Source organism: Hymenobacter rubidus (assembly GCF_016734815.1).
In the GTDB taxonomy this organism is placed as follows: Bacteria; Bacteroidota; Bacteroidia; order Cytophagales; family Hymenobacteraceae; genus Hymenobacter; species Hymenobacter rubidus.
This window is the reverse complement of record NZ_JAERQF010000009.1, coordinates 42542-67006: the sequence shown is the minus strand read 5'-3', so window position 1 is coordinate 67006 and position 24465 is coordinate 42542. Positions and strand designations below refer to the sequence as shown.

The 24465-nt window shown below is 60.6% G+C and carries 21 protein-coding genes; 9 read left to right on the top strand and 12 right to left on the bottom strand.

Features of this window, described 5'->3' with window-relative positions:
* Nucleotides 1–32: 32 nt before the first annotated feature.
* The 4 genes from dnaE (at nucleotide 33) to JKL48_RS08800 (ending at nucleotide 6483) form a co-directional block, all read left to right on the top strand.
* Nucleotides 33–3746, top strand: a complete 3714-nt coding sequence (dnaE, locus tag JKL48_RS08815) for a DNA polymerase III subunit alpha (protein WP_201981489.1) — start codon at nucleotides 33–35, stop codon at nucleotides 3744–3746.
* A gap of 274 nt (nucleotides 3747–4020) precedes the next feature.
* Entirely contained in the window at nucleotides 4021–4350 is a 330-nt protein-coding gene (gene trxA / locus JKL48_RS08810) for a thioredoxin (RefSeq protein WP_196286315.1), read from the top strand.
* Between the two features lie 289 nt (nucleotides 4351–4639).
* Nucleotides 4640–5074 carry a hypothetical protein gene (locus JKL48_RS08805; protein ID WP_201981488.1) on the top strand — a complete coding sequence of 145 codons (435 nt, stop codon included), beginning with the start codon at nucleotides 4640–4642 and terminating at the stop codon, nucleotides 5072–5074.
* Nucleotides 5075–5190: 116 nt separating this feature from the next.
* A complete protein-coding gene (locus tag JKL48_RS08800) occupies nucleotides 5191–6483 on the top strand; it encodes an aminopeptidase P N-terminal domain-containing protein (protein WP_201981487.1) in 1293 nt (430 codons plus the stop codon).
* 265 nt (nucleotides 6484–6748) lie between these two features.
* Here JKL48_RS08800 and JKL48_RS08795 read toward each other — a convergent pair whose 3' ends face one another.
* The 8 genes from JKL48_RS08795 to JKL48_RS08760 all read right to left on the bottom strand — a co-directional run bounded on the left by JKL48_RS08795 (nucleotide 6749) and on the right by JKL48_RS08760 (nucleotide 14136).
* Nucleotides 6749–7303, bottom strand: a complete 555-nt coding sequence (locus tag JKL48_RS08795; protein WP_201981486.1) for a DUF4252 domain-containing protein — start codon at nucleotides 7301–7303, stop codon at nucleotides 6749–6751.
* 263 nt (nucleotides 7304–7566) lie between these two features.
* Nucleotides 7567–9165, bottom strand: a complete 1599-nt coding sequence (locus JKL48_RS08790) for a hypothetical protein (protein ID WP_201981483.1) — start codon at nucleotides 9163–9165, stop codon at nucleotides 7567–7569.
* 114 nt (nucleotides 9166–9279) lie between these two features.
* Complete coding sequence (locus JKL48_RS08785; protein WP_201981481.1) at nucleotides 9280–9690, bottom strand: EVE domain-containing protein; 411 nt, start codon at nucleotides 9688–9690, stop codon at nucleotides 9280–9282.
* Nucleotides 9691–9794: 104 nt separating this feature from the next.
* Nucleotides 9795–11177, bottom strand: a complete 1383-nt coding sequence (locus tag JKL48_RS08780) for a DUF3570 domain-containing protein (protein ID WP_201981478.1) — start codon at nucleotides 11175–11177, stop codon at nucleotides 9795–9797.
* Nucleotides 11178–11380: 203 nt separating this feature from the next.
* Complete coding sequence (locus JKL48_RS08775) at nucleotides 11381–11623, bottom strand: DUF4266 domain-containing protein (RefSeq protein ID WP_201981476.1); 243 nt, start codon at nucleotides 11621–11623, stop codon at nucleotides 11381–11383.
* Between the two features lie 19 nt (nucleotides 11624–11642).
* Nucleotides 11643–12698, bottom strand: coding sequence for an FAD:protein FMN transferase (locus JKL48_RS08770; protein WP_201981474.1), 1056 nt, complete (start codon nucleotides 12696–12698; stop codon nucleotides 11643–11645).
* Between the two features lie 97 nt (nucleotides 12699–12795).
* Complete coding sequence (locus JKL48_RS08765) at nucleotides 12796–13491, bottom strand: thioredoxin family protein (RefSeq protein ID WP_201981473.1); 696 nt, start codon at nucleotides 13489–13491, stop codon at nucleotides 12796–12798.
* Between the two features lie 237 nt (nucleotides 13492–13728).
* The gene (locus tag JKL48_RS08760) at nucleotides 13729–14136 is read right to left on the bottom strand and encodes a hypothetical protein (protein WP_201981472.1); all 408 of its coding nucleotides are present in this window, start codon (nucleotides 14134–14136) and stop codon (nucleotides 13729–13731) included.
* A gap of 142 nt (nucleotides 14137–14278) precedes the next feature.
* Here JKL48_RS08760 and polX point away from each other — a divergent pair, with 142 nt between their 5' ends.
* Together polX and JKL48_RS08750 are read left to right on the top strand one after the other, a co-directional pair.
* A complete protein-coding gene (gene polX / locus JKL48_RS08755; protein WP_201981471.1) occupies nucleotides 14279–16018 on the top strand; it encodes a DNA polymerase/3'-5' exonuclease PolX in 1740 nt (579 codons plus the stop codon).
* Nucleotides 16019–16164: 146 nt separating this feature from the next.
* Nucleotides 16165–17178, top strand: a complete 1014-nt coding sequence (locus tag JKL48_RS08750; RefSeq protein WP_201981469.1) for a glycosyltransferase family 9 protein — start codon at nucleotides 16165–16167, stop codon at nucleotides 17176–17178.
* A 279-nt stretch (nucleotides 17179–17457) separates the two neighbouring features.
* On the opposite strand, the gene JKL48_RS08745 is transcribed toward JKL48_RS08750, so the two are convergent.
* The 3 genes from JKL48_RS08745 to JKL48_RS08735 all read right to left on the bottom strand — a co-directional run bounded on the left by JKL48_RS08745 (nucleotide 17458) and on the right by JKL48_RS08735 (nucleotide 19559).
* Nucleotides 17458–18177 carry a pirin family protein gene (locus tag JKL48_RS08745; protein WP_201981466.1) on the bottom strand — a complete coding sequence of 240 codons (720 nt, stop codon included), beginning with the start codon at nucleotides 18175–18177 and terminating at the stop codon, nucleotides 17458–17460.
* Nucleotides 18155–18691 (bottom strand): hypothetical protein, encoded by a 537-nt coding sequence (locus JKL48_RS08740; RefSeq protein WP_201981464.1) that lies wholly within the window; start codon nucleotides 18689–18691, stop codon nucleotides 18155–18157. The genes JKL48_RS08745 and JKL48_RS08740 overlap by 23 nt, the downstream gene beginning before the upstream one ends.
* 139 nt (nucleotides 18692–18830) lie before the next feature.
* Nucleotides 18831–19559 carry a dioxygenase family protein gene (locus JKL48_RS08735; RefSeq protein WP_201981461.1) on the bottom strand — a complete coding sequence of 243 codons (729 nt, stop codon included), beginning with the start codon at nucleotides 19557–19559 and terminating at the stop codon, nucleotides 18831–18833.
* A gap of 218 nt (nucleotides 19560–19777) precedes the next feature.
* Here JKL48_RS08735 and JKL48_RS08730 point away from each other — a divergent pair, with 218 nt between their 5' ends.
* Nucleotides 19778–20044: a UBP-type zinc finger domain-containing protein gene (locus tag JKL48_RS08730; RefSeq protein WP_201981458.1), complete on the top strand. Its 267-nt coding sequence runs from the start codon at nucleotides 19778–19780 to the stop codon at nucleotides 20042–20044.
* Nucleotides 20045–20047: 3 nt separating this feature from the next.
* Nucleotides 20048–20326, top strand: coding sequence for a hypothetical protein (locus tag JKL48_RS08725; RefSeq protein WP_201981456.1), 279 nt, complete (start codon nucleotides 20048–20050; stop codon nucleotides 20324–20326).
* Nucleotides 20327–20508: 182 nt separating this feature from the next.
* Here the strand turns inward: JKL48_RS08725 and serS are convergent, their stop codons facing one another.
* Nucleotides 20509–21783 (bottom strand): serine--tRNA ligase, encoded by a 1275-nt coding sequence (gene serS, locus JKL48_RS08720; protein WP_201981453.1) that lies wholly within the window; start codon nucleotides 21781–21783, stop codon nucleotides 20509–20511.
* Between the two features lie 446 nt (nucleotides 21784–22229).
* On the opposite strand from serS, the gene rho reads away from it, so the two are divergent.
* Entirely contained in the window at nucleotides 22230–24449 is a 2220-nt protein-coding gene (gene rho / locus JKL48_RS08715) for a transcription termination factor Rho (protein ID WP_201981451.1), read from the top strand.
* Nucleotides 24450–24465 lie beyond the last annotated feature (16 nt).

Genomic DNA, 24465 nt, shown 5'->3' with positions numbered 1-24465 from the left:
CATTCCTCATTCCTCATTAAGCGCAGCGCCTGATGCCCACGTTCTCACACCTTCACTCGCACACGCAGTATTCGCTTCTTGATGGCCAGGCCAGCATCGGAGCCCTGATGAAGAAGGCCCAGAAGGACGGCATGCCCGCCGTGGCCCTCACCGACCACGGCAACATGTTCGGTGCGTTCAACTTCGTGGCCGAGGCCAACAAGTACAACGTGAAGCCCATTGTGGGCTGCGAGTTCTACCTGGTGGAAGACCGCCACAAAAAAGCCTTCAGCCGCGAGAAAGGCGAGCGCGACACCCGCCACCACCAGCTGCTGCTGGCCAAGGACCAGGCCGGCTACCACAACCTGAGTAAGCTCTGCTCCATGAGCTTTATCGAGGGCGTGTACTCCAAGTTCCCGCGCATCGACAAGGAGCTGCTGGTAAAATACCACGAGGGCCTGATTGCCACCTCGTGCTGCATCGGCGCCGAGATTCCCCAAACTATTCTCTTCGGCACCGAGGCCCAGGCCGAGGAAAAGCTGAAGTGGTGGCTCGATTTGTTTGGTGAGGACTATTATATCGAAATCCAGCGCCACGGCCTGATGAATTTCGACGGCACCGGCAAAAGCCAGGAAGACGTGAACCAGATATTGCTGGGCTTTGCGAGGAAATACAACGTTAAAGTCATCTGCACCAACGACTCGCACTACGTTGACCAGACCGATTACGCCGCCCACGACCTGCTGCTGTGCGTGAACACCGGCGAGGAGCACAGCATCCCCGTCGGCGACATCCGCACCAACTACTACACCCTGATGACGGGCAAGGGCGAGGTGAAATACGACCTGCTCGACAACCTGCGCCGCGACCACAGCCGCGACGAAAACGCCCAGCGCCAGCTGCGCCGCATCGACGAGGAGCTGCAGAAGCCCAAGCCGCACACCCGCTTCGGCTTCGCCAACGACCAGTTCTTCTTCAAAACCCAGGCGCAGATGAACGAGCTGTTCGCCGACGTGCCCGAGAGCGTGGACAACACCAATGAGATTGTCGACAAAATCACGCCGCCCAAGCTGGCGCGCGACATTCTGTTGCCCAACTTCCCCATTCCCGCGCCCTTCGCCAACGCCGACGAATTCCTGCGCGAGCTGACCTACGTGGGCGCGTTCGGCCCCAGCGCCGGCAAGGGCGTCGTGACGATGAGCAAGCCGCCGCGCTACTCTGAGCGCACCCCCGAGGTGGAGGAACGGCTTGATTACGAGCTCCGCATCATCCAGACGATGGGTTTCGCGGGCTACTTCCTCATCACGCAGGACTTCATCAACCACGGCCGCAACATTGGCGTGGCCGTGGGCCCGGGCCGGGGTTCGGCCGCCGGCTCGGCCGTGGCCTACTGCGTGGGCATTACCAACATCGACCCCATCAAGTACTCGTTGCTGTTCGAGCGTTTCCTAAACCCCGAGCGCGTGTCGATGCCCGATATCGACATTGACTTTGACGACGTGAACCGTCAGAAAGTCATTGACTACGTGGTGAATAAATACGGCAAGACGCAGGTGGCCCAAATTATCACCTTCGGTACCATGGCCGCCAAATCGTCTATCAAAGACGTGGCCCGCGCCATGGAATTGCCCCTGCCGCAAACCAACGACCTGACCAAGATGGTGCCCGAAAAACCCGGCACCACCCTGGCCGGCGCCTTCGCCGAAAATCAGGAACTGGACATGATTCGGCGCGACGAATCGCCGGATAACCTCAAGGGCCAGATTCTGCGCCTCGCCACCCAGCTCGAAGGCTCGGTGCGCAACACGGGCATCCACGCGGCTGGCGTCATCATCGCGCCCGACGATATCACGAAGTACATCCCGGTTTCGACCTCTAAGGACTCCGACCTGCTCATCACGCAGTTCGACGGCAAGGTGATTGAATCGGCAGGTATGCTGAAGATGGACTTTCTGGGGCTTAAAACCCTGACCGTCATCGTGGACGCCATGAACCTGATTGAGCGCAACCACGGCGTGAAAATCGACATCGACAACATTCCGCTCGACGACGAGAAGACCTACGCACTCTACCAGCGCGGCGATACCATCGGCACATTCCAGTTTGAATCCGAAGGGATGCGTCAGTACCTCAAGGACTTGAAGCCGACCAACATCGAGGACTTGATTGCCATGAACGCCCTCTACCGCCCGGGCCCGATGCAGTTCATCCCGAACTTCATCAACCGCAAGCACGGCCGCGAGGAAGTAGAATACCCGCACGAGCTGCTGAAACCCATCCTGGAATACAGCCAGGGCATCATGGTGTACCAGGAGCAAATCATGCAGACGGCCCAGATTCTGGCCGGCTACTCCCTCGGCGGCGCCGACTTGCTGCGCCGCGCCATGGGTAAGAAGGACATGAAAAAGATGGCTCTGGAGCGGGAGAAATTCATCGAAGGCGCCAAAACCATCCACGGTATTCCGGCCAAGAAGGCCAACGACGTGTTCGACGTGATGGAGAAATTTGCCGAGTACGGCTTCAACCGTTCGCACTCGGCCGCTTACTCGGTAGTAGCTTATCAGACTGGTTACCTGAAGGCTAACTACCCGGCCGAGTACATGGCCGCCGTGCTCACCAACAACATGGGCGACATTAAGAAGGTGACCTTCTTCATTGAGGAGGCCCGCAAGCAGGGCGTGCCCGTGCTGGGCCCTGACGTGAACGAAAGCCTGCTGAAATTCAACGTGAACCAGGAGGGCGCCATCCGTTTCGGCATGGGCGCGGTGAAAGGGGCCGGCGAACTCGCGGTGGAAAGCATGGTGCAGGAGCGCGAAAAAACCGGCGAATACTCCGATATTTTTGATTTCGCCAAGCGCGTGAACCTGCGCACCGTGAACAAGAAAACCTTCGAAAGCCTGGCCCAGGCCGGCGCCTTCGACGGTTTCGGCAAGCACCGCCGCCTGTATCTCGATGCCCCGGCCGGCGACCAAAACCTGATTGAAAAGGCCATGCGCGTGGGCCAGCAGCACGCCGCGGCCAAGGAATCGGCCCAGCACAGCCTGTTTGGCGCGGGCGCATTCGGCGCGGTGGCCGCGCCCATGCCCAAAATTCACGAGATGGAGCCTTGGAGCAAAACCGAGCAGCTGCGCCGCGAAAAGGAAGTCGTGGGCTTCTACCTATCCGGCCACCCGCTCGACAGCTACAAGCTGGAGCTGGACGCCTACTGCACCTGCGGACTGGAGAAAGTCGACGAAATCAAGAACAAGGAAATGGCCGTAGCCGGCCTCATTACCAACGTTTTATTCAAGACCACCAAAACCGGCCAGCCATTCTGCACCTTCACCCTGGAGGACTACGAGACGAGCATCAACCCGGCCCTGTTCCGCGACGACTACACCAAATTCGCGCCCCTCATCAACCCGCGCAACTACCCCAACGAGCAGGTGCCGCCCATGTACGTGAAGCTCAAGCAGGAGCTGCGCCGCCACACCCAGGACCAGTGGGACCTGCGCATCCTGACCATGGAGCCGCTGGCCGACGTGGCCGAAAAGCGCAGCAAAGGCGTCCGCGTGCGCCTCGACCTGCGCACCGTGACCGCCCCCATGCTCGACCGGCTAGAAGAAGCCATCGAGCACGCGCCCGGCGGCAAGCGCCTTGAAATTCAGTTCGTGGAGCCGCACGAGCATTTGGCCGTGGATATGTTCTCGCGCCGCTTTCAGATTGAGCCCAAGGCTTTCATCGAGAAGATGAAGGAGCTGGATATGGAAGTTTGCACGCTGATTTAGGTGTAATGTAAACAAACGGAACGTCATGCTGAGCGCAGCCGAAGCATCTCGCTCGCATCGTTGAACGATTGAGTTACTACCACACGCGAGATGCTTCGGCTGCGCTCAGCATGACGTTCTTTTCAGCGTTCAGATAGAAAAACCATCCGTTCACCGTGCCAATCCGGCCGCGCTGAACTTTCCACTGCCCTCACTGTTTACTCATCCAATCTGCTACCTTGCGACCCCGTTGGCCGTATACGCCAGACTTTCATTAACCCCAACCCAAATTGAAATGGGACACAAAGCAATTGAAATAACCGACGCCAATTTCGAAGAAATCATCGGCGGCGACAAACCCGTACTGGTTGACTTCTGGGCCGAATGGTGCGGCCCCTGCCGCATGGTAGGCCCCGTGGTAGAGGAGCTGGCCGGCGAATACGAAGGCAAAGTCGTGGTGGGCAAAGTTGACGTAGACGCCAACCCCCAAACCTCGATGAAGTTCGGTATCCGCAGCATCCCCACGCTGCTGGTCTTCAAAAATGGCCAAATCGTTGATAAACAAGTAGGCGCCGTGCCCAAGCACGTACTCGCCCAGAAGCTGGAAGCTCAGGTAACAGCTTAATCCCGTTGCTTGCCAGAATAGAATATAGAAAAAGCCCTTGCTTCACCGGCAAGGGCTTTTTTGCTTGTCTTTCAGCGGCCCCGGAACGGCTTTGGCCAGTAGCGGGCGCAACGCATGCGGTGAAAAGACACCGGTTGGAGGGCTTCCAGTGACTGAGATTTAACCGTTTGCTGATGGGTGCAGTAGGAAGGGCGGCGACGGACAAAAAATAGCTACATTGGCCCCCAACTACTCGGCCGTAGACTGCGTAGGAGTTGCATCTTTAACCCTTCATCAAAATTCCCATTCCATGAAACGCATCGTTGGTTTCCTCCTTTCCCTGAGCCTGCTCGGTGGCGCTGCCGCGGCTCAAACGCCAGCCACGACGACTACGAGCAGCAACTCGTCGAAAATGACCACCCGCTCCGTGCAAGCGCCGGCCACCAAAACTACCGTGAAGTCGAGCACGATGCAGAACCCGGCGGGCATGACCAAATCGAGCACCATGAGCAAAAGCTCGGGCACGATGAGCAAGTCGAGCACCATGACCACGCCCTCGGGCATGACCAAAACCTCGACCAGCACCAAAATGAAGGCCGATGGCACGCCCGACATGCGGTACTCGGAAAATAAATCGAGCAAAACCACCAAAGTGCACACCGGCCCCATGAAGGCCGACGGCACGCCGGACATGCGCTACAAAGCCAACAAAACGACTGTTAAAAAGACCGAAACCAAGATGTAGTTTTCGGGCTTGACTGCTGAAAACCCTTGCTCTGACCGGGCAAGGGTTTTTTTATGCCCGGCGGCCTGCCGCGGCCTGCCTAACTTGCGCCTCCCATTCCCAACCACACCTCATCCATGCGCTACGCCCCCCTCGCTCCCGAATTATTCGTTGAAAACCGCCGCCGCTTCCGCGAGTTGCTGCCGCCAGCCTCGCTGGCCATTTTTCAGTCGAACGACATCCTGCCGACCAATGCCGACGGCACCATGGCCTTCCGGCAAAACAACGACCTGTTCTACCTCTCCGGCGTCGACCAGGAAGAAAGCATTTTGGTGCTCTTTCCCGATGCGCGGCTGCCGCAGCACCGCGAAATCCTGTTTTTGAAGGAAACTTCCGAGCACATTCTCATTTGGGAAGGCTACAAGCTGACCAAGGACGAAGCCCGCCAGAATTCGGGCATCCAGACCATTATGTGGTTGGACAGCTTCAAATCGGTGCTGCCCGCGCTGATGAACGAGGCCGAAAACGTGTATTTGAACACGAATGAGCACATTCGGGCCGTGGTAGAGGTGGAAACGCGCGATGCCCGTTTCATCAAAATGCTGCAAAGCCAATACCCGCTGCACAATTACCGCCGGGCGTCGCGCCTGCTGCACCAGCTGCGCGCCATCAAGAGCCCCGAGGAAATCCGGGTGATGCGCCAGGCTTGCGACATCACGGGCAAGGCCTTCCGGCGGTTGCTGGGCTTCGTGAAGCCGGGCGTGTGGGAGTTCGAGATTGAGGCCGAAATCGTGCACGAATTCATGCGCAACCGCAGCCGGGGCCCCGCCTACGGCAGCATTGTGGCCAGCGGCAAAAACGCCAACGTGCTGCACTACACCACCAACGACAACCAGTGCCAGGACGGCGACGTGATTTTGCTCGACTTCGGGGCCGAATACGCCAACTACGCGGCCGACCTTTCGCGCTCCATTCCGGTCAATGGCAAGTTCACCCTACGTCAGCGGCAGGTGTACGATGCCGTGCTGGCCGTGATGGCCTTCGCCAAAACGCGCCTCATTCCCGGCACCGAAATCGAGGAATACCACAAGCAGGTGGGCGAGTGCATGGAGCAGGAACTCATCAAGCTCGACCTGCTGAATGCCTCCGATGTAAAAAATCAGGACCCCGCTGCCCCGCTCTATAAGAAGTATTTTATGCACGGCACTAGCCACTACCTCGGCCTCGACGTGCACGATGTGGGCTACAAGTACCGCACCTTCGAAGCCGGCATGGTGTACACTGTGGAGCCCGGCATTTATATTCCCGAAGAGGGTTTGGGCATTCGCCTGGAGAATGATATTCTGCTCACGGCCAACGGCAATGAGGACCTGATGGCCGACATTCCGCTGCAAGCCGATGTGATTGAGGATTTGATGGCGAGAAAATAATGTGGGAAATGTGGGGGAATGTAAAAATGTGACCGTGTTCAACCGATGCATCGATGAATTTCTCAGATTTTCGCATCTGCCACATTTTTCACATTCCCCCACATTTTCACATTGAAGCTGTTTAGAAAGTCAAAATCGTTGTCATCCTGAGCGCAGCGAAGGACCTTATCACGTTAGAACAACGCCTATTCTGACGTGATAAGGTCCTTCGCTGCGCTCAGGATGACAGATGTGTAAGCAAATCAGACTTTCTAAACAGCTTCATTTATTTCCCTGTAGCCTGCACAATCTGCGGCAGGTATTTGCTCAGCGCCTCCACCTGCGAGCGGGTGAAATTGCCATCTACCGCCACCAGCACGAAGGAATCGGCCACGTCGGGGAGGCTGCCGAGGGCGGCGAACTCCGAGATTTTATCGCCGGAGCCGCGCGTGGAAATGGCGTAGCTGCTGCCGCCAAAGCCAGCCGTGGTCAATGGGTCATACTTATTGCTTTGCAGAATGCCGCTGGCTTCGGCGCGCAGACCCTGCTGGGCCAGTTCTTTGGCACTGCCGGTTGTGGGCGCAAAGCTGATGACTTTGGCCGAGCGAATGCCGGTGATGGCATTGGTCAGGTCGGAGCCGCCGAGCAGCTTGGCGGCCTTCACCAAGGCTAGGCGCTGAAGCAAGTCGGCCGACCATTCGGTGGTTTTGAAGCCTTCGCGGCCTTCGTATTTAGAGAAAAATGAGGCAACGGTTTTGGCTGGAGTGCTGGGGCCACCGGCGCGGCAGCCTACTAGCAGCAAAAACACCAAGAGAAGGGGAAGGCGAAGTTTGGTAATCATGCAAAAAAAGTTGGGTTGAAAAACGAGGGTCGTACAGTAGTACGCAAACGAAAAAAAGAACGTCATGCTGAGCGCAGTCGAGGCATCTCTGCCGCGCCATTTGTCATCCTGAGTGGAGCGAAGGACCTTCTCACCTCGGAACGAATCGACAGAATGGGAGAAGATGCTTCCTTCGGCAGCATGACAAATGGCGCGGCAGAGACGCCTCGACAAGCTCAGCACGACGTTCTTTCTTGTTCAGCCCTTCCCCTGTCTGGATTTTCTCAAAAAACTACCGAATTGAGAAAAAATACCTCCCGGTCGGGGCCGTGGTCTACGCGCACGCGCTGGTAGCCAGCGGCCACAAAGCGGCTGCCGAACCACGGCAGCAGGTCGGCCTGGGACGTTTCGGTAGTGCGTTCGGCGTGCTGGTCGTCGGGGGCGCTGCCGGTTTTGATGGGCACCTGCTCGTCATTAGGCGAGGTATCGGCGCGGTTTATCACCTTGTAGCGCAGCTTGTCTTCGTCGAGGTAGGCCAGGACCAAGCGGCCGTCGGGCAGGTTTTGAATGCGGACGCCTTCCTCCAGCTCGGAGCGGCGTAGGTTTTCGACCACGAAGTTATTGTCCCAGATAAGGTTGCCGGCGCGGTCGAAACCGCACACTAGCGCGTGCGTGGTCTGGTAGCCATCGAATATGCGGGAGTTGGCATAGGGCGAAGTGCCGTATTGGTTGCCAATGCTGTTGAAGGGCCCCACGTAGCTGCCGTAGCTGTTGTAGCGGTAGTGCGGATAGTACACCTCGGCCACCAGCACGTAGCCGCCGTCGGGCTGGGGCAGCAGCTCGTGCAGCAGCAGGTGGTAGTGCCAGCGCAGGGGCGGCAGCTTGCGGGCCAGGCGGCGCTCGGTGCGCAGGCGCAGGCGGGCCTGGCGGCTGGGCTTGAGGTAGTCGAAGAAATGCTTGAGGTGCAGGAAATCGTAGAACCGCAGGGCCGGTTTCACGCCCGTGCCCACGGCCGGGCGCAGGTCGGTGGCGAAAAGGCCCTGGGCGTAGGTAGGGTCGCGCAGCGAATAGGTGCCCATGAGCAGCCGGGCCGTGGTGTCCTGCGGCGGCGTCACCTGGGCCGTGATGAGGCTGCGGTCGCTCTCGGCCTGCACAAACTCCGAGCTCACCAGCTGGCCCTTATCGGTGAGCTGCTTGAGCAGCAGGCGGCTTTTGCGGCCGTTGGTCTGGCTCAGCACGTATTCGGCGCGGCGGGTGGCGGCATCGGCCACGAAGGTTAGCTGCACCGGCAGCGGCTCGTACACCGACGCTAGGTATTGCATCTGGCCGGTAGGCACGTCGAGCAGCAGAGCAGTTACGTGGAGCTGGTCGTTCAGCAGTACCGTAGCAAACAGGCGGCCGTCGAGGGCTTTCAGCTCCACCACTTCGCGGCTGAGCTTGGTTTCGAACTGTTGGGTACGCACCTGCTCCAGCGGCCCGTTGTAGGCCGCCACCCACAGCCGGCCGGGCACGTTGCGCGACGTGAACAGGGCGTACACCGTGTTGCTCTCGGCGCACATGCGCGTGAAGCTGAACTCGTCGGGCACTTCCAGGGGCAGTTCGTGGCGCTGGTGCAGCGTATGGTCGTACTGCTGAAATACGAAACTGACTTTGCTTGATAGCGGCTTGTTGCGGCCCAGCAGCAGCACCACGGTGCTGTCGGCGGCCAGGGGCTGCACGTGCACCTCGCTATCGGCGGGTTGCAGCGGCAGCTCGGTGCGGGCATTTTGCACCGGGGCGTTGGCGGGTGGGGGCGGCAGCGGCCGTTTTTGCGCGTGCAGCCCGGCAGCACCGGGTAACTGCCCAACCGAAAGCAGCAGTAGAAAAAGGTAGCGGAGTTTCATGCCCGTACGTCGAAAAAAGCGGCTGGAATACCTACTCCAACGAGCGGTTGCTATGCGAAAGTTACAACCGAAAAGGACGTTTCTGCGCCCGTGCTGGTGGGTTTATTTCAGCCCTCAGTTCGCGCCCAAAGTCAGTATCACGTCAAATTCATCGGGCCGCACGGGCAGCACCGACAGGCGCGACTGGCGCAGCAGGGCCAGCTCGCTCAGGCGGGCATCGGCCTTGAGCTGGGCCAGGCCCACGGGCAGGGGTAGGGGCTGCACCGGGCGCAGGTGCACCGCCACCCAGGGCGAGCCCGCTTCGGCGGTGGCATCGGGCGCGGCCAGGGCCGCTACTTCGGCAATGCCCACCACGGCTTTCTCGCTCACGCTGTGGTAGAACAGCACGAGGTCGCCGGGCTGCATCAGGTTGAGGTTGTTCCGGGCCTGGTAGTTGCGCACGCCGGTCCAGGCAGTGCCGTCTTCTTGCACAAAAGTGGCCCAGGAGTACTTCTCAGGTTCAGATTTAACGAGCCAGTGTTTCAAATGGTGAGGTGTGAAATGGTGAGGTGGTGAGTTGATGTTTTGGCGGCGCAATTTGCATAAGCCAAACAGTAAACTCACCACCTCACCATTTCACACCTCAGCGCCTAAAGCGCAAAGCCCAAATCCACGCTCACGATGTTGGCCTTCAGGTCGGCCCGGTCGGCGGCGCTGTAGATGGACGAGCCGGTTTGCTGGTAATTGGCGTAGCGCAAGTCCAGCGACTTGAGGCGCATGACGTGCTGCCGGCCCTGCGCGTCCTGCCCCGGCACGTGGAAACGGCCAATGCCATACACCGGCGAATAGCGCAGGCCGACGCCGAATTTATTGGCCGAGAAAGCCGACAGGTCGTAGTCGGACGTGTAATAGGTGTCGTTGACGGAGTGTTGCGCGAAGGGCGCGAAGTAGGTGGCAGCCGTCTGGGTGTGGTAGCGGTAGAAGGGGTACACGGCGAAGAATTGCGTCACCTTCACCGGCAATTCCAGCTCCAGGGTGTGGGCCGTGATGCCGAAATTGTCGTTGTAGAAGCGGTAGAAGCCGCGCACCTGAATCAGGTCGCTGGCGTAGTAGTTCAGGCGCAAACTCACCGGGTACTTAAAGCGGGCGCGGGGCAGGTTTTCGATGCGGGCCGCCGTAGGGAAACGCGTCGAAAAGTCGCCGCCTATGGTAGTTGGCTCCAGATTGACGGCCGTATTGTCTTTGAAGTACACTCGATGAAACGGCGTGCTGAGCAGCCCGTTCTGCGACACCAGCTCGGTGCTGATGGCCGCTTGCAGGCGCTTGGTGAGCACCTGCGAGTAGGTGGCCGTGAAATTGTAGGTCTGGCGGGTATCGGAGCCGTATTCGTTCTGGCCGCCGCCGCGGGCGTTGGTGGTGGCGCCCGCCACGTAGGTGGTTCGTAGCTCCAGCGGCGTAATCAGCGTCACCTGGTCTAGGAAAACCTGGCCGGCCACGCTCAGTTGGCGGTTGCCGTCGTGCGAGGTTTTGGCGAAGGAAGCGGTTGCGTTGAACGAGAAGTAGTCGTACTCCTTCGAAACGCCCGCGCCCACGCCCCAGATGGTGCCTTTGGCCTTGTGCTCGCGGCTGTAGCCAAAGTCGCCGTGGTAGCGCACATCGTGGGCCGAGGGCGTGCTCAGGGCAAAGTCAATGCGGTCGGTCGACGCCGAAGCGTAAAAATCGGCCCCTACGTTGGCCGTAAGGCGGCTCACAGTATCCAGTGGAATGTTCACGATGATGGCCGGCGGTACATCGGTGAGGTGCTGGGTGCCACGGCCGCCTTCCACGGCGCCGTGCGTGCCTTCCTGCTGGTAGTAGCCACCGATGATGTCGATGGTCGTTTCATCGGCCGCCCGGCTCACCGGCACCGACGGGCTCACGGGCGCGCCGTAGCCGTCGATGCGGTTGGGGTTTTGCGTGGTGCCGGTTTGCGCCAGGGCCGGGGTGGCCGACAGGGCACTCAGGGCCAGTAAGGGGAAAAGTAGCTTTTTCAAAGAAGGGATATATTATCGAACGTCATGCTATTTGAACGGTCAGGCTACTGAACGTCCTGCTGAGCGCAGCCGAAGCATCTCTATTGCTTCGTTGCAGTGATTTAGTATTGCGGTAGAGATGCTTCGACTTCGCTCAGCAGGACGTTCCTTTTGCTCATTGCTCATTGCTCATTGCTCATTGCTCATTGCTCATTGCTCATTGCTCAGTTACAGCCGCAGCCGCCGCCTACTTTGCCGCCGTTGGCGCCGCCGGCGCCCTCACGGTAGCTTTCGAAGTTGGTTTCGGGTGTTTCCACGGTTTTACTGGCCAGCTTCATGTCCTCGTCGTTGAGGTACACTTTCTGGTAAGCGGCCACCGTCACGCAGCTGGGCAGCGCGGCCCCCAGCGGCAGCAGCAGTAGCCCAAGCGCCAGGCGAGGATAGGTAAGCAGCAGGGACTTCTTCATAAACATGGAGTACGGAAAATCAGGGATGGGCGGCGGGCGTTGTGCCGTGGTAGTAGTTCAGAGTCATGCCTTTGGAGGCCAGTGTGCGGTTGTCGTCGGTTATCAGCGTGCAATCAACGCCCTTCAGGCTGTTGATAAAAGCCAAACCGGCGGTTGGGCCTTTCACGAAGACGACTTCGTCCAACCCGTCGGCCAATTCCACGTCGGGGCAAATGATGGTGACCGAGCGCAGGCCCACCGACGGGTAGCCGGTGTGCGGGTTGATGATGTGCCCGTACACCTGCCCGCCCACAGTGAAATACTGCTCGTAGTTGCCGGCCGTCACCACGGCCACGTCGGTCACGTCGACCCAGGCAGCCACGCTGCGCGGGTGGTCGGGGTCGCCGATGGCCACGCGCCAGAGCGAGCCGTCGGCCTGCCGCCCCCAGCAGTAAATGTCGCCCGAGCCATTCATCAGCCCGCCCTTGATGCCGAGGCCGTCGAGCACCTGCTTGGCCCGGCGCAGGCCGTAGCCTTGCAGAATGCCCGCCAGGTTGATGTGCATCCCTTTTTCGGGCAAAAACACGGTGTGCCTGGCCGCGTCGAGCTGAATTTTTTGCCAGCCGATGCGGCGCACTGAGGCCCGGATAGCCGCCGAATCGGGCAGGGCCGGGTGGGCCTGCTGGTCGAATTTATAGAGCTTGTCGGCGCTGGCAAAGGTGATGTCGAACGCCCCGTCGCTGAGCTTCGACAGCCGCAGCGTGCGGTTGATGAGGTCGAAGGTTTCGGCCGACACCGCCACCGGCCGCACACCGGCCAGGCGGTTGATGCGCACCACTTCGGACGTCGAATCCCAGAACGACATGAGGCGGTCGATGCGTCGTACCTCGCCCAGCCCCAAGCGCAGGGCCCGCTGCCCGGCCGAGTCGTTCTCGGCCACCACCGTGAAGGTGAAGTGCGAGCCCATCAGGTGGGCGCTGCGGGTGAAGGTGTGGCGGCTGGTTGAGGGGCCCGACTGGGAGCGGCCCGGCTGGCTACCCAGCAGGAGCAGCCCCAGCAATAAGCCCAGCACCGGTCCGGGTTTCCAACGCGGCATAATGCGATACAAGAATGAGATAACAGGTAGATGCACTACTGGCTGTCGACCCCTACGCTAAATCTCAAAAATTACAAAAAAACCGACTTTGCTGCTTTTACAGCGTAGGCACCACCTTTTTGAGGTAGGCTTCGAAAGCGGCGGGGCCGCCGGCGATGTAGCCGGTTTTGGCCAGCACCTTGCCATCGGGCGCGATGACGACGGCCAGCGGGAAGTCGCCTTCGCGGTTGAGCTGGGCGGCGGCGGCCTCGTTCAGCTTCAGCTGAGCGGCGCTGGGCTGGTTCTTTTTCATGCGCGGGAAATCGAAGTGCGCCAGCACCAGCTTGTCCTTGACAAACGCTGCAAACTCAGGCTTGGCAAATACTTCCTGCTCGTACATGATGCAGGGCTTGCACCAGTCCGAACCCGAGAAAACGGCCAGCATGGGCCGGTTGGTGGCCTTGGCCTGTGCCTGCGCCGCGCCCAAATCAGTTATCCAACCGCTGATGCCTTCCGTTTTGGGCTCATTTGGCGCTGCGGCGACGGCTGCCACAGCGGCGGTGGGCTCGATGCTTGGGGCCGCGGGCAGTACCAGTTGCGGAGCAGAGCCCACCGGCGAAGTGGGCTGGGGCGCGGTGGTGGCGGCCACCGTTTTGCTTTTGCTGGTGGTGCCGGCCGCGTCGGTGGTTTTGGCCTTGACCTTGTTGTTTTTGGCTTTGATAACGGTTTTTTGGGCGAGAGCCGGGAGCGTGCCCGCCAGCGCCAAACCGAATACCAGAGCCCGCACGGGGCTAAAAATAGCTGCGAATGACATACGAAATGACCAATGAAGTGAAGGGCCGAAGCAACGCGTCGGCATGCTGCCCAGTGCTTACGGCGCAGCCTGCCCGAGGTTAAATCCGGCCGCGTATGCAAGCCTTGAGGAGCGCCGGAAATCATTTCGAAAGTCCGGCTGCTTGATGAACCGCAAATGAATCCCCGGAATTTCATCGCCGGTTTGCCCGGCAGCATCTGCCAACTGCCAACGCCCGCGCCGCCGGGCACCCGCTGGCTAGTGCCGCCGCAGCTTCAGCACCTGCTTTTGCAGGGCCAGCACTTCGAGGGTATAGTCGGGCGTTTGCCCATCTTGGAGGTGGATGCGCAGGCCCGTGGGGCCATCGGGCGTCCAGGTGCCGGGGCGGCCGGTCAGGCCACCGGCGGGCGCAATATCGAACTGCTCGAAGCGCCCGTAGGGCCGGATAGCAAAGCCCGTGCGGTGTTGTGCCGATTTGAAGGTGTGCGTGTTAAGCCGGTAGGCCAGCGTATCGCCCTGGTTGTCTTCCAGGGAACTCAGCCAGGTTCCTTCCAGCTGTTTCATGGAAGTGGGCGACGTGGTGACGATGGCCGGCTTCTGTTGATGGCAGGCCACGGCCAGCAGCAGTACCAGGGGCAGCAAACGGGAGAAAACAGGCCGGAGCATGGCTTTTTGCAAAGAATGGCGGGAGCGCAAGGTAAGGCGAATCAGCAGGGTAGGGGCGGCGGATGCCCGTGGCCGCCACCCGTCCCGTCCGCGTAAGGACCCTTGTACGCTACATTCGTTTCTTCAAAAGCCCCCAATTCCCGTGGATAACCGCGCCCTGACCCGCGCTTTCAAGCTGGCCGCCCAGCTGATGGAGCTGCACGACGAAAACCCCTTTAAAATTCGCGCCATCGAAGGCACGGCCAACGCCCTCGATGCGCTGAGCTTCCCGGTGTCGGAAGTGGAGCGTTCCGGCCTGCCCGACCGCACCGGCCTGAGCAAAACCGCCGCCGCCAAAGTAGCCGAGCTGCTCGATACCGGCACGTTTTCGGACCTGCAGCGCCTGCTGGACGTGACGCCGCCCGGCGTGGTCGAGATGCTGGGTATCAAGGGCATCGGGCCGAAAAAAATCCGCGCCCTGTGGCATGAGCTGGGCATCGAAAGCACCGAGCAGCTGCGCGAGGCCGCCGAGAATGACCAGGTGAGCAAGCTGAAAGGCTTTGGCAAAAAGACCCAGGAAGGCATTCTGGAGGCGTTGGAGTTTGCCGGCCAAAGCAAGGGCAAGCTACTCTACCCGCAAGCCGAAAGCCTCGCCCACGACCTGGCCCAGCGCCTGCGCGATGCCCTGAAAACCGAGCAGGTAGCCGTGGCCGGCGAACTCCGGCGGCGCCTCGAAACAGTAGAAACGGTGGCCCTCGTGGCCGCCACCGACCAGCCCGACCAAGCCCATCAGCTGCTGAATACCACCGCCGGCCTCACCGCCGACCCGCGCCGCTCTGGCCCGTTTGCCTGGCGCGGCACGGCCACCGAATCGGGTGTGCGAGTGGAAGTGCTGCTGGTGAAGCCGGAGGAATTTACCACCGAAGTTTTCCTGAATTCGGCCGCCGAAGCGCACCTGAGCGAACCACTCACGGCTGCGCCATTCACACTCCGGCAACTGGCGCGCCGCGAGAAGTTTCAGCAGGAAGAGGCCCTGTACGAGAAGGCCGGCCTGCAATTCATAGTGCCCGAACTGCGCGAAGGTCTTGGCGAAATTGCCCTTGCAGCGGAAAAAAAGCTACCCAATCTACTGGAGGATAAAGACCTGCGCGGTTCCCTGCACAACCACAGCACCTGGTCCGACGGCAACCACAGCATCCGCGAGATGGCGACCTGGCTGCGCGACCACGGCTACGAGTACCTGGGCCTGTGCGACCACAGCCAGGCCGCGCATTATGCCAACGGCCTGAGCGCGGAGCGCGTGCGCCAGCAACACAAGGAAATTGACCAGCTGAACGCCGAGCTGGCCCCGTTCCGCATCTTCAAGGGCATCGAAAGCGACATTCTCAGCGACGGCTCCCTCGATTACCCCAATGAGGTGCTGGCCAGCTTCGATTTTATCGTGGCCAGCATCCACTCCAACCTGAAAATGGACGAGCGCAAAGCCACCGACCGCCTGCTGCGCGCCATCGAAAACCCCTACACCACCATGCTGGGGCATCCTACTGGCCGCCTGCTGCTGCGCCGCCAGGGCTACCCCATCGACTACAAAGCTGTCATTGATGCCTGCGCCCAACACCAGGTTATCATCGAAATCAACGCCAACCCCTGGCGCCTCGACCTCGACTGGCGCTGGGTGCGCTACGCCCTCGACCAAGGCGTGCAGCTCAGCATCAACCCCGACGCCCACCACACCAACGGCTACGAAGACATGCGCTACGGCGTGCTGATGGGCCGCAAAGGCCACCTGACCAAGGAAATGACCTTCAACGCCAAGTCGGTAGAAGAAGTGGCAGCCTATTTCGAAGCGCGCAAAGCCAACATCAAGCCGCCGCTGGAATACAAGAAGTCGCTGTTTGAGTAGGTAATTGGGAGAAAACTCGAACGTCATGCTGAGCGCAGTCGAAGCATCTCTACCGCTTCGGTGCAGCCGATTGGATACTTGTGCAGTAGAGCTGCTTCGACTGCGCTCAGCATGACAGCCTTATTGCTATCGGCTAATAGCTAAAAATGAAAATCCTCGTTCTCCGCTTTTCTTCCATTGGCGACATCGTGCTGACCACGCCGGTGGTGCGGGCCCTGGCGCAGCAAGTGGCGCAGGCGGAGGTGCACTTTGCCACCAAGCCCGCCTACCGCAGCCTGCTCGAACCCAACCCCTACATCACCAAAGTGCATTGCCTCACCGGCAGCCTGGGCGAGCTGGTGCAGCAGCTGAAAACCGAGCAGTTCGATTACGTTATCGACTTGCACAACAACCTGCGGACCCGCCTCATCAAGCTGCGGCTGGGGGTGAAATCGAGCAGTTTCGATAAGCTGAATTGGCAGAAGTGGCTGCTGGTCAATTTCAAAATCAACCGCCTGCCCGACGTGCACATTGTGCAGCGCTACTTGAATGCCGCCCAGCCGCTGGGCATCAAAGACGACGGCCAAGGCCTCGATTATTTTATTCCCGCAGGCCAGGAAGTAAGCCTTGCCACGCTGCCCGCGCCGTTTCAGCAGGGCTACGTGGCCGTGGCCATCGGGGCGCAGCATGCCACCAAGCGCCTGCCCTTGGAGAAGCTGGTGGAACTATGCCAGCGGCTGGCCCCGCGCCCCATCATACTGCTCGGTGGCCCGGAAGATGCTCCTGTGGCGGACGCTATTATCAGCGCCGTGCCCTCCCCAAATAGCCATCCACCCATTCACCCATCCACCCATTCAGCCATTGAAAATGGCTGCGGGCGCTACTCGCTGCACCAGTCGGCCTCGCTGCTCCGGCAGGCCGATTTCGTGGTGAGCCACGACACTGGCCTGATGCACATGGCGGCAGCCTTCGGAAAGCCGATTTTCAGTGTGTGGGGCAATACTGTGCCCGAATTTGGCATGTACCCGTACCGCACCAAATACCAAGCGTTGGAAGTGCAGGGTCTCAGCTGCCGGCCATGCTCCAAAATTGGGTTTGCCAAGTGTCCGCAAGGCCATTTCAAGTGCATGCGCGAGCAAAACCTGTCAGTGGATTGGTCAATGGTCGGCGCTGGCCAGTAGGAGCGACCCACGGCCGCCCGTCATGCCAAGCGCAGCGAAGTATCTCGCGTGCCCAACTAAGGACTCGTGCATAAGTAACCGTATTCGCTCGACCGTCATGCTGAGCTTGTCGAAGCATCTCTACCGCGCCGGTAATTCATTTACTACTGCGGTAGAGATGCTTCGACAAGCTCAGCATGACCACCTCTTTACTATCCGTTTACGTTTGCTTGACGACTTAAACCAACCGATTGAGCCAGCAACCCACGCGAGATGCTTCGCTGCGCTCGGCATGATGGTCTAAAAAGCTTCTATCTCCAGCACCATTAGTACCGCGTCGTTGCTGAGGGCTTCGAGTTCAACATTGGCTGCATCCCACAGCGCCAGGCCGTCATTGGCGTGCATCAGCCGGCCTTCTACTTCAAAAGCCCCTGCTAAAACAAAAACAAACAAACGCGAATCCGAACCACTGGGCTGATAAATGGCCTCGTGCCGGCCCGCAAACCGGCCTACGCTCACGGCCAGCGGTAGGGGCCGGGCGGCGGGCGGAGCCGGCACCGGCGCCAGCGGAATCAGTTGGTTGGGCGAATCGTCGAGGCTGAACACGGCGCGGCGGGCAGCTACTGCAGAAACGGGCGAATCGGCCAGCAGCCAAATGTGCAGGAAGCCGACCAGTTCGGTTGCAAACGGATTTTTTACGTGCAGCACGCTGGCCGCCGGTAGGGTTAAAATCAGTAACTGCCCGGCGTCGACGGTGGTGGCGGGCGGGCCGACGCAGTTCAGCGTGACCGCCCCGGTCAGGGGCAGGATGAGGACGTGCGACGCCTCCGCGACCGTGAAATCCAGCGCGTGGCCGCCGGCCAGGGTTTCTTCATTCAGCCCATAGAGGCGGCCAAACGGCCCCTTGTGCGCGTGCGCAAACGGCCCGAAGTTAAACGTGCTAAACCGCCGAAACCGGTCCGATTCGGCCAAGCCCCGCTCCTCGGCGAGGAAGATTTTACCCGGCGTTTGCTGAGGCATCGGGGGCAGCGGGAAGAAGTGAATAGATGCTGAGAAATGGCTGCAGCTGCACCAGGTGCGTCAGGATTTCTCCCGTCGGTGCAGCGGCTGGTCTAGCTTCTGATACCACTAGGTAGGGCCCCACAGTGTCGTGCCACCGCAGCGGCTCCGATACAAAATTGACGGCTACCTGGTGCTTGCTTTTATCCTGCAAGTCCGAATTGATGAGTTCGAACTGAAAGCGGTTGAATTTCAAAAACTGGCGTCCCAAATTGTCCAGAACGTCCGGCATTCGTTCGTTGAGTTGCTGCACATAGCCCGTCACGGCCCCGCTCACTAGGAAGTGCAGCCGCTCGGCGTTCGGCACGTAGTGCAGGATTTCCCCGAACGAACGGTACCGGTTGCCGGGATTAAACGTCTGCGCCTGCAATCGAAATTCGGCGTAGCTGTCGTCCCACACCAGCTTGTCCCAGGGCCGGGTAGCGCTGGCATCCATTATTTTCCGATAGCACAGGGTGATGGTGCGGACAGGCATATGGCGGAAAGGACCTAAATACGGTCATGCAGAGCGTAGCGAAGCATCTCGCGCGCAATAGTGACTCAATCGATTGGATTACTTGAGCATGCGAGATGCTTCGCTGCGCTCTGCATGACTGTCAGAATGCCGTATTGACCTACGCCGGCACGGCCAGCGAAATAGCCAACTGAAAGCCTGCCGTGGTGCTGCCCGTCACCGCGGCCATTTCCAGGCTCACGCCGTCGCTGAACACGTTGTCGCTGGCGTTGGCAGTGTAGCCGCTCAGGCCCTTGGCGTAGCCATTCACGGCCGCCACGGCCGAGCCCGTGCCTTCGGGGAAGGCAATCTGGGTCACTTTCAGCGACGTGCCGTTGGCCGCGTACACGTGCACGTGGATGTGGGTGGCTCGGCCCGAATACCAACCGGGGAAAATGCTGGTGAACTTTACCTGGCCGTTGGCATCGGTGGTTTGCCGGCCGCGCAGGAAATGCACTGCCTGGTAGTTGGTGGCCTGCATGCCCGAGCCGCCGTACTCCGAATAGTTGCCCTCGGCATCGCAGTGCCAGATGTCGACCAAGGCGCCGGCCAAAGCCGCGCAGCTGCTGTTGCTGTTCGTAATGCTGATGGTAATGCCCAACTCGTAGCCGGTTTTGCCGTCCTTGATGTCGCTGCGCACGTACGAAGCCGGCACTTTCGTCGGGAAAGGTCCTTCGGTTTCCGTCGGGGCCACGGTGCAGCTGCCGGAGCCAGTGCCGGTGGTTCCGGTCGTGCCCGTGGTAGTGGTGCTCGAAGTAGGCGAAACCGTGTCTTTGCCACAGGCCGAAAGCAGCACCGGGGCTGACGCCGCCCCCATCAAAAGGCTCTTCAAAAAGTGTTTTCTTTCCATGATGCGCGAGTGGGTTTGGGTAACAGAGATAAAACCGTTGCTGAGTGGCTAAGTCAAAACTGCACATCATCATTCCCTTCCGCCTGCTCCAATCGGCGAGTAGCCACCCGGCATCTACGGTTGACCGATTTGGGCCCAGGAATGCGGAGCGGCCCAACTGCCGGTTGGGCATATACCCGCCGTGTCCTACATTGCCCAAAAAACCTTACTTTCATCCCATGCCCGAACCCTGCCAACACCTCACCTCCCTCCGCAGCCTCAAAAGCGCGCCATCCTACTTATGCCCCGAATGCGTTGCCCTCGGCGACACCTGGGTGCACCTGCGCGTGTGCCAGGAGTGCGGCCATGTGGGTTGCTGCGACAATTCCAAGAACCAACACGCCACCAAGCATTTCCACGCCACCCAACACCCCGTCATTTCCTCTGCCGAGCCCGGCGAAAGGTGGCTCTGGTGCTATGTGGATGAGGAAATGGCAGAGTATTAGGCCGTGAAAATGCTGTGGTGCTGGCGCTGCCAACAGGAAATCCTGATGCTGGAAACCGCCGAGGCCGCTTTAGTCCGGCAGGCGCACCTAGGCGGGATGGCAGTTGTTGAAGCGGAAGCCAAGCGTCGGGGCCGTGCACTAATTCCAATGCAGTTGGAAGGCAGCGCGCGATTCCGACAGCCGATGCTGGAAATGTATCGGCTGCTCACAGGCTTTGTGGAAACCAATCCCAATGCAGTCCTGCATCATGAGGTAGACCAATACGGGCCGCCGTGCCCATAGTGCCATAAGCCGCTTCGTACAAAAAAAGCGCGCTTTTGCGCCGCCTGTGGATTTGGGCAGAAGGAGGTTGACGCAGATTCGCTGCCGCTGGTGCAGCGCCGGCCAGAGCTGTTCTAGAAAGTTAACAAGCAAAACGGCCCGCTCAACGAAATTGAGCGGGCCGTTTTCTATACGTGAACGGTTCAGACAATCTTGCTAAACCCGCAGTAGCTGTGCAACACCGCCGGCAACTCAATCCCGTCGGCCATCTGGTTGTTTTCCAGCAGTGCGGCCACAATGCGGGGCAGCGCCAGGGCCGAGCCGTTGAGGGTGTGCAGCAATTGCGTTTTGCCGCCGTCGGCCCGGTAGCGGCACTTAAGGCGGTTGGCCTGGTAGGTTTCGAAGTTCGAGGCCGAGCTTACTTCCAGCCAGCGGCCTTGCGCCGCGCTCCACACTTCAAGGTCGAAAGTGAGGGCGCTGGTGAAGCCCATGTCGCCGCCGCAGAGGCGCAGCACGCGGTACGGCAGCTCCAGCTTCTGCAGCAGGCCTTCGATGTGGGCCACCATGGTATCCAGCGCGGCGTAGCTGTGCTCCGGCTCCGTGATTTGCACAATTTCCACTTTGTCGAACTGATGCAGGCGGTTGAGGCCGCGCACATCGGCGCCCCACGAACCGGCCTCGCGGCGGAAGCACGGCGTGTGGCCCGTGATGCGAATGGGCAGCTTCTCCACCGGAATAATCTCATCGCGGTAAATATTGGTCAGCGGCACCTCGGCCGTGGGAATGAGGTAAAGGTCGTCCTTGGCGTCGTGGTACATCTGGCCTTCCTTGTCGGGCAGCTGGCCGGTGCCGTAGCCGCTGGCCTCGTTCACCAGAATGGGCGGTTGCATCTCGGTGTAGCCCGCCGCCCGGGCCTCGTCCAGAAAGAAGTTGATGAGGGCCCGCTGCAAGCGGGCGCCTTGGCCTTTATACACCGGGAAGCCCGCGCCGGTGATTTTTACGCCCAGCTCAAAATCAATGATGTCGTACTTCTTAATCAACTCCCAGTGCGCCAATGCATCAGCCCCCAGCTCAGGCTTGGCGCCGTGCTCCCGCACAATTTCGTTATCGGCAGCGGCCCGGCCTTCGGGCACACTGGCGTGGGGCAGGTTGGGCAGTTTATAAAGCAACTGCTGCTGCTCTTTTTCTACCTGGGCCAGCTCGGCGGCGGCGCTCTGGGTGCGCTGCTTCAGCTCGGCGGTGCGGGCCTTGAGGACTTCGGCGCCGGCTTTGTCGCCGGCTTTCATCAGGCCGCCGATTTGCTGCGCGAGCTTGTTGGCCTCGGCTTGGGAAGAGTCGTGGCTGGTTTGGAGGGCGCGGCGGCGCTGGTCGAGGTCGAGGATGGCCGCTACATCGGCGGGGCCGGTGGGGTAGCGTTTTTTGGCGAGGCCGGCCAGTACCAGGTCGGTCTGGTCGCGGAGAACGGAAAGTTGCAGCATAAAGCAGGTTGGGGGATGCCGGGCAAAGGTCGTAAGTAAAACCGACCGGTACCACAGCCCAGCCGCCTACCGCCGAAACGAGCGGCAACTTAATTTGCCACCGTCCGTGTTTAAATGCCAAGACGTGCGCATCCGATTTGGCAGTTTGCTCGTAATGCCCTAACATTGCGGGAGCAACCGGCCGCCGTGGCTGGGCCAGCGGGCCACAGCGCCCGCCTCCGGTCTCGACTTTTTGCTGAACCGCCCGCGGCCCCATTCTGCACCTAACTTCCTGCTTATTCATTGCGCTCCGCGCGCTGCTATTGCTGTAGCCCGCGCCCCCTGCGAATGTCCTACTGCGGCTTGGCCGCTTCCGTGTCGTAGCTGGCTTTTTGCGCCCCCGGTGGGCCATAGCGGGCAGCCAGCCCCTTCTTGCTTTACGCAGATGTTTTCCCCTTATTCCCTTTATGCACACCATTAACGAGTTGAAGGACCGGCTGCTGTCCGACCTCAAAGAAATTGCCGAGCAACTAAACGTGGGCAATTTCAAACGGCTCAGCAAGCAGGATTTAATCTATAAAATCCTCGACCAGCAGGCCCTGACCCCCGGCGTGGCCGAGCAGCCCGCCGCGCCAGCTGCTACCCCTGCCGCCGCCCCCGTGGCGCTGGTGGCCGAAGCTGCTCCCGCCGCTGCTCCCCGCCCGGCCCGCAACACCGCCCGCCGTCCCACGCCCAACAACACCGAACGGCCCTTTTCCGATGTAGCGCCGCCCGCTGCCAAAGCCCCGGCCCGTGCCCCGCGCGAGCCCCGCCGCGAAGCCCCTGCGGCACCTGCTGCCCAAGCGCCGCCGGTAGCGCCCGAGCCAACCGTAGAAATTCTGGACCCTCTCGAAGGATTGGCCCTAGTGCCAGCCACTGAGGCCACGGGTGCTTCCCTGGCCGATGCATCAGCGCCGGATGCTACTCCAGTTAGTCCAGATAATGCGCCGGTTTCGACTGAGTTCGGTGAGCAGTCTGTGAACGGCACCAACCCCCGCCCCGACCGCCCGCGCCGCGAGCGGGTTGACCGCGCCGGCCGCCCCATCACGGAGCAGCGCGCCGCCGAAATGGCCGCCGAAAAAGCGGCGAATGAGGCTGCCGCCGCTGCGGCTGCCGCAACTGCCGCCGAAAATGGTACTGATGCCCGCGAGGGCAGCCGTGACAACCGCCGCGAATTTGGCAGCAACGGCTTTGCCGACCGCCGGGAAAACCGCGCCGACCGCTTTGAGCGCGACAACCGCGAAGTGCGCGACAACCGGGACCAGCGCCCGGCCCGCGACAATCAGCAGCCCCGCGAAAATCAACCCCGCGAGCCGCGCAACGACCAACCCCGCGAAAACCGCGACGGCCAGCCCCGCGAGCCCCGCAATGACCAGCCGCGCAACGACCGCAACCTGACCCGCGAGGAGCGCTACGCCCAACGCGACCTCCAGCGCCAGCAACGCGCCCTCAACCCCGACGGCTCGCCCCGCACCGACACGCCCCAGAACCAGCAGCCCCGCGAGCCCCAGCGCCCTCAGCGCCAGGATATTGACCTGGTGGTGCCCGGCGGCGGCACGTTTGAGCTGATGCCCGACGGCGGCTACGGCTTCCTGCGCTCGCCTTACTACAACTACCTGGCTTCGCCCGACGACATTTTTGTGTCGACGCAGCAGGTGAAGCAGTTTGCCATGAAGCCCGGCGACACGGTGGTGTGTACCATTCGGCCGCCGCGCGAGGGGGAGAAATATTTCGCCCTGGTGGGCGTGGAAAGCATGAACGGCCGCACCGTGGAGGAAGTACGCGACCGGGTGCCGTTCAGCCACCTCACGCCGCTTTTCGCCGATTCTAAGTTCAAGCTGAGCACCAAGCCTTCGCAAATCAGTACCCGTGTGCTCGATTTGTTTGCGCCCATCGGCAAGGGACAGCGCGGCCTGATTGTGGCCCAGCCCAAAACCGGTAAAACCGTCCTGCTACAGGAAGTGGCCAACTCCATTGCCGAAAATCACCCCGAGGTCTACCTCATGGTGCTGCTCATCGACGAGCGTCCCGAGGAAGTAACCGACATGGCCCGCACCGTGAAGGCCGAAGTGCTGAGCTCGACCTTCGACGAAACGGCCGACCGCCACGTAAAAATCGCCGAAATGGCCCTCGACAAGGCACGGCGCCTGGTAGAATGCGGCCACGACGTGGTGATTCTGCTCGACTCCATTACCCGCCTGGCTCGGGCCTACAACACGGTGCAGCCCAGCTCGTCGCGCATCCTCTCGGGGGGCATCGACGCCGGCGCGCTGCAAAAGCCTAAGCGCTTCTTCGGGGCGGCCCGCAACGTGGAAGGCGGCGGCTCGCTCACCATCATTGCCACGGCCCTCATCGAAACCGGCTCCAAAATGGACGAGGTTATTTTCGAGGAATTCAAAGGCACCGGCAACATGGAACTGCAGCTCGACCGCAAGCTGGCCAACAAGCGCGTGTTCCCGGCCATCGACATCCCGGCTTCCGGCACCCGCCGCGAAGACCTGCTGATGACCAAGGACGAGCTGAGCCGCGTGTGGGTGCTCCGCAAGTTCATGTCGGACATGACGGCTACCGAGGCCATGGAATTCCTCAAGGACCGCATCAAAGGCACCAAGGACAACGAAGAATTCCTGCTGGCCATGAACGGCTAAGGCCGCGCCGAATGCA

Excerpts from the sequence above, each read along its gene's own strand:
- serS (WP_201981453.1), bottom strand. The coding sequence starts at position 21,783 with ATGCTGCAACTTTCCGTTCTCCGCGACCAGACCGACCTGGTACTGGCC.
- JKL48_RS08765 (WP_201981473.1), bottom strand. The coding sequence starts at position 13,491 with ATGTCATTCGCAGCTATTTTTAGCCCCGTGCGGGCTCTGGTATTCGGT.
- JKL48_RS08740 (WP_201981464.1), bottom strand. The coding sequence starts at position 18,691 with ATGCCTGTCCGCACCATCACCCTGTGCTATCGGAAAATAATGGATGCC.
- JKL48_RS08770 (WP_201981474.1), bottom strand. The coding sequence starts at position 12,698 with ATGCCGCGTTGGAAACCCGGACCGGTGCTGGGCTTATTGCTGGGGCTG.
- rho (WP_201981451.1), top strand. The coding sequence starts at position 22,230 with ATGCACACCATTAACGAGTTGAAGGACCGGCTGCTGTCCGACCTCAAA.
- JKL48_RS08735 (WP_201981461.1), bottom strand. The coding sequence starts at position 19,559 with ATGGAAAGAAAACACTTTTTGAAGAGCCTTTTGATGGGGGCGGCGTCA.
- JKL48_RS08795 (WP_201981486.1), bottom strand. The coding sequence starts at position 7,303 with ATGATTACCAAACTTCGCCTTCCCCTTCTCTTGGTGTTTTTGCTGCTA.
- JKL48_RS08790 (WP_201981483.1), bottom strand. The coding sequence starts at position 9,165 with ATGAAACTCCGCTACCTTTTTCTACTGCTGCTTTCGGTTGGGCAGTTA.
- JKL48_RS08745 (WP_201981466.1), bottom strand. The coding sequence starts at position 18,177 with ATGCCTCAGCAAACGCCGGGTAAAATCTTCCTCGCCGAGGAGCGGGGC.
- trxA (WP_196286315.1), top strand. The coding sequence starts at position 4,021 with ATGGGACACAAAGCAATTGAAATAACCGACGCCAATTTCGAAGAAATC.
- JKL48_RS08730 (WP_201981458.1), top strand. The coding sequence starts at position 19,778 with ATGCCCGAACCCTGCCAACACCTCACCTCCCTCCGCAGCCTCAAAAGC.
- dnaE (WP_201981489.1), top strand. The coding sequence starts at position 33 with ATGCCCACGTTCTCACACCTTCACTCGCACACGCAGTATTCGCTTCTT.
- JKL48_RS08775 (WP_201981476.1), bottom strand. The coding sequence starts at position 11,623 with ATGAAGAAGTCCCTGCTGCTTACCTATCCTCGCCTGGCGCTTGGGCTA.
- JKL48_RS08760 (WP_201981472.1), bottom strand. The coding sequence starts at position 14,136 with ATGCTCCGGCCTGTTTTCTCCCGTTTGCTGCCCCTGGTACTGCTGCTG.
- JKL48_RS08805 (WP_201981488.1), top strand. The coding sequence starts at position 4,640 with ATGAAACGCATCGTTGGTTTCCTCCTTTCCCTGAGCCTGCTCGGTGGC.
- JKL48_RS08800 (WP_201981487.1), top strand. The coding sequence starts at position 5,191 with ATGCGCTACGCCCCCCTCGCTCCCGAATTATTCGTTGAAAACCGCCGC.
- JKL48_RS08750 (WP_201981469.1), top strand. The coding sequence starts at position 16,165 with ATGAAAATCCTCGTTCTCCGCTTTTCTTCCATTGGCGACATCGTGCTG.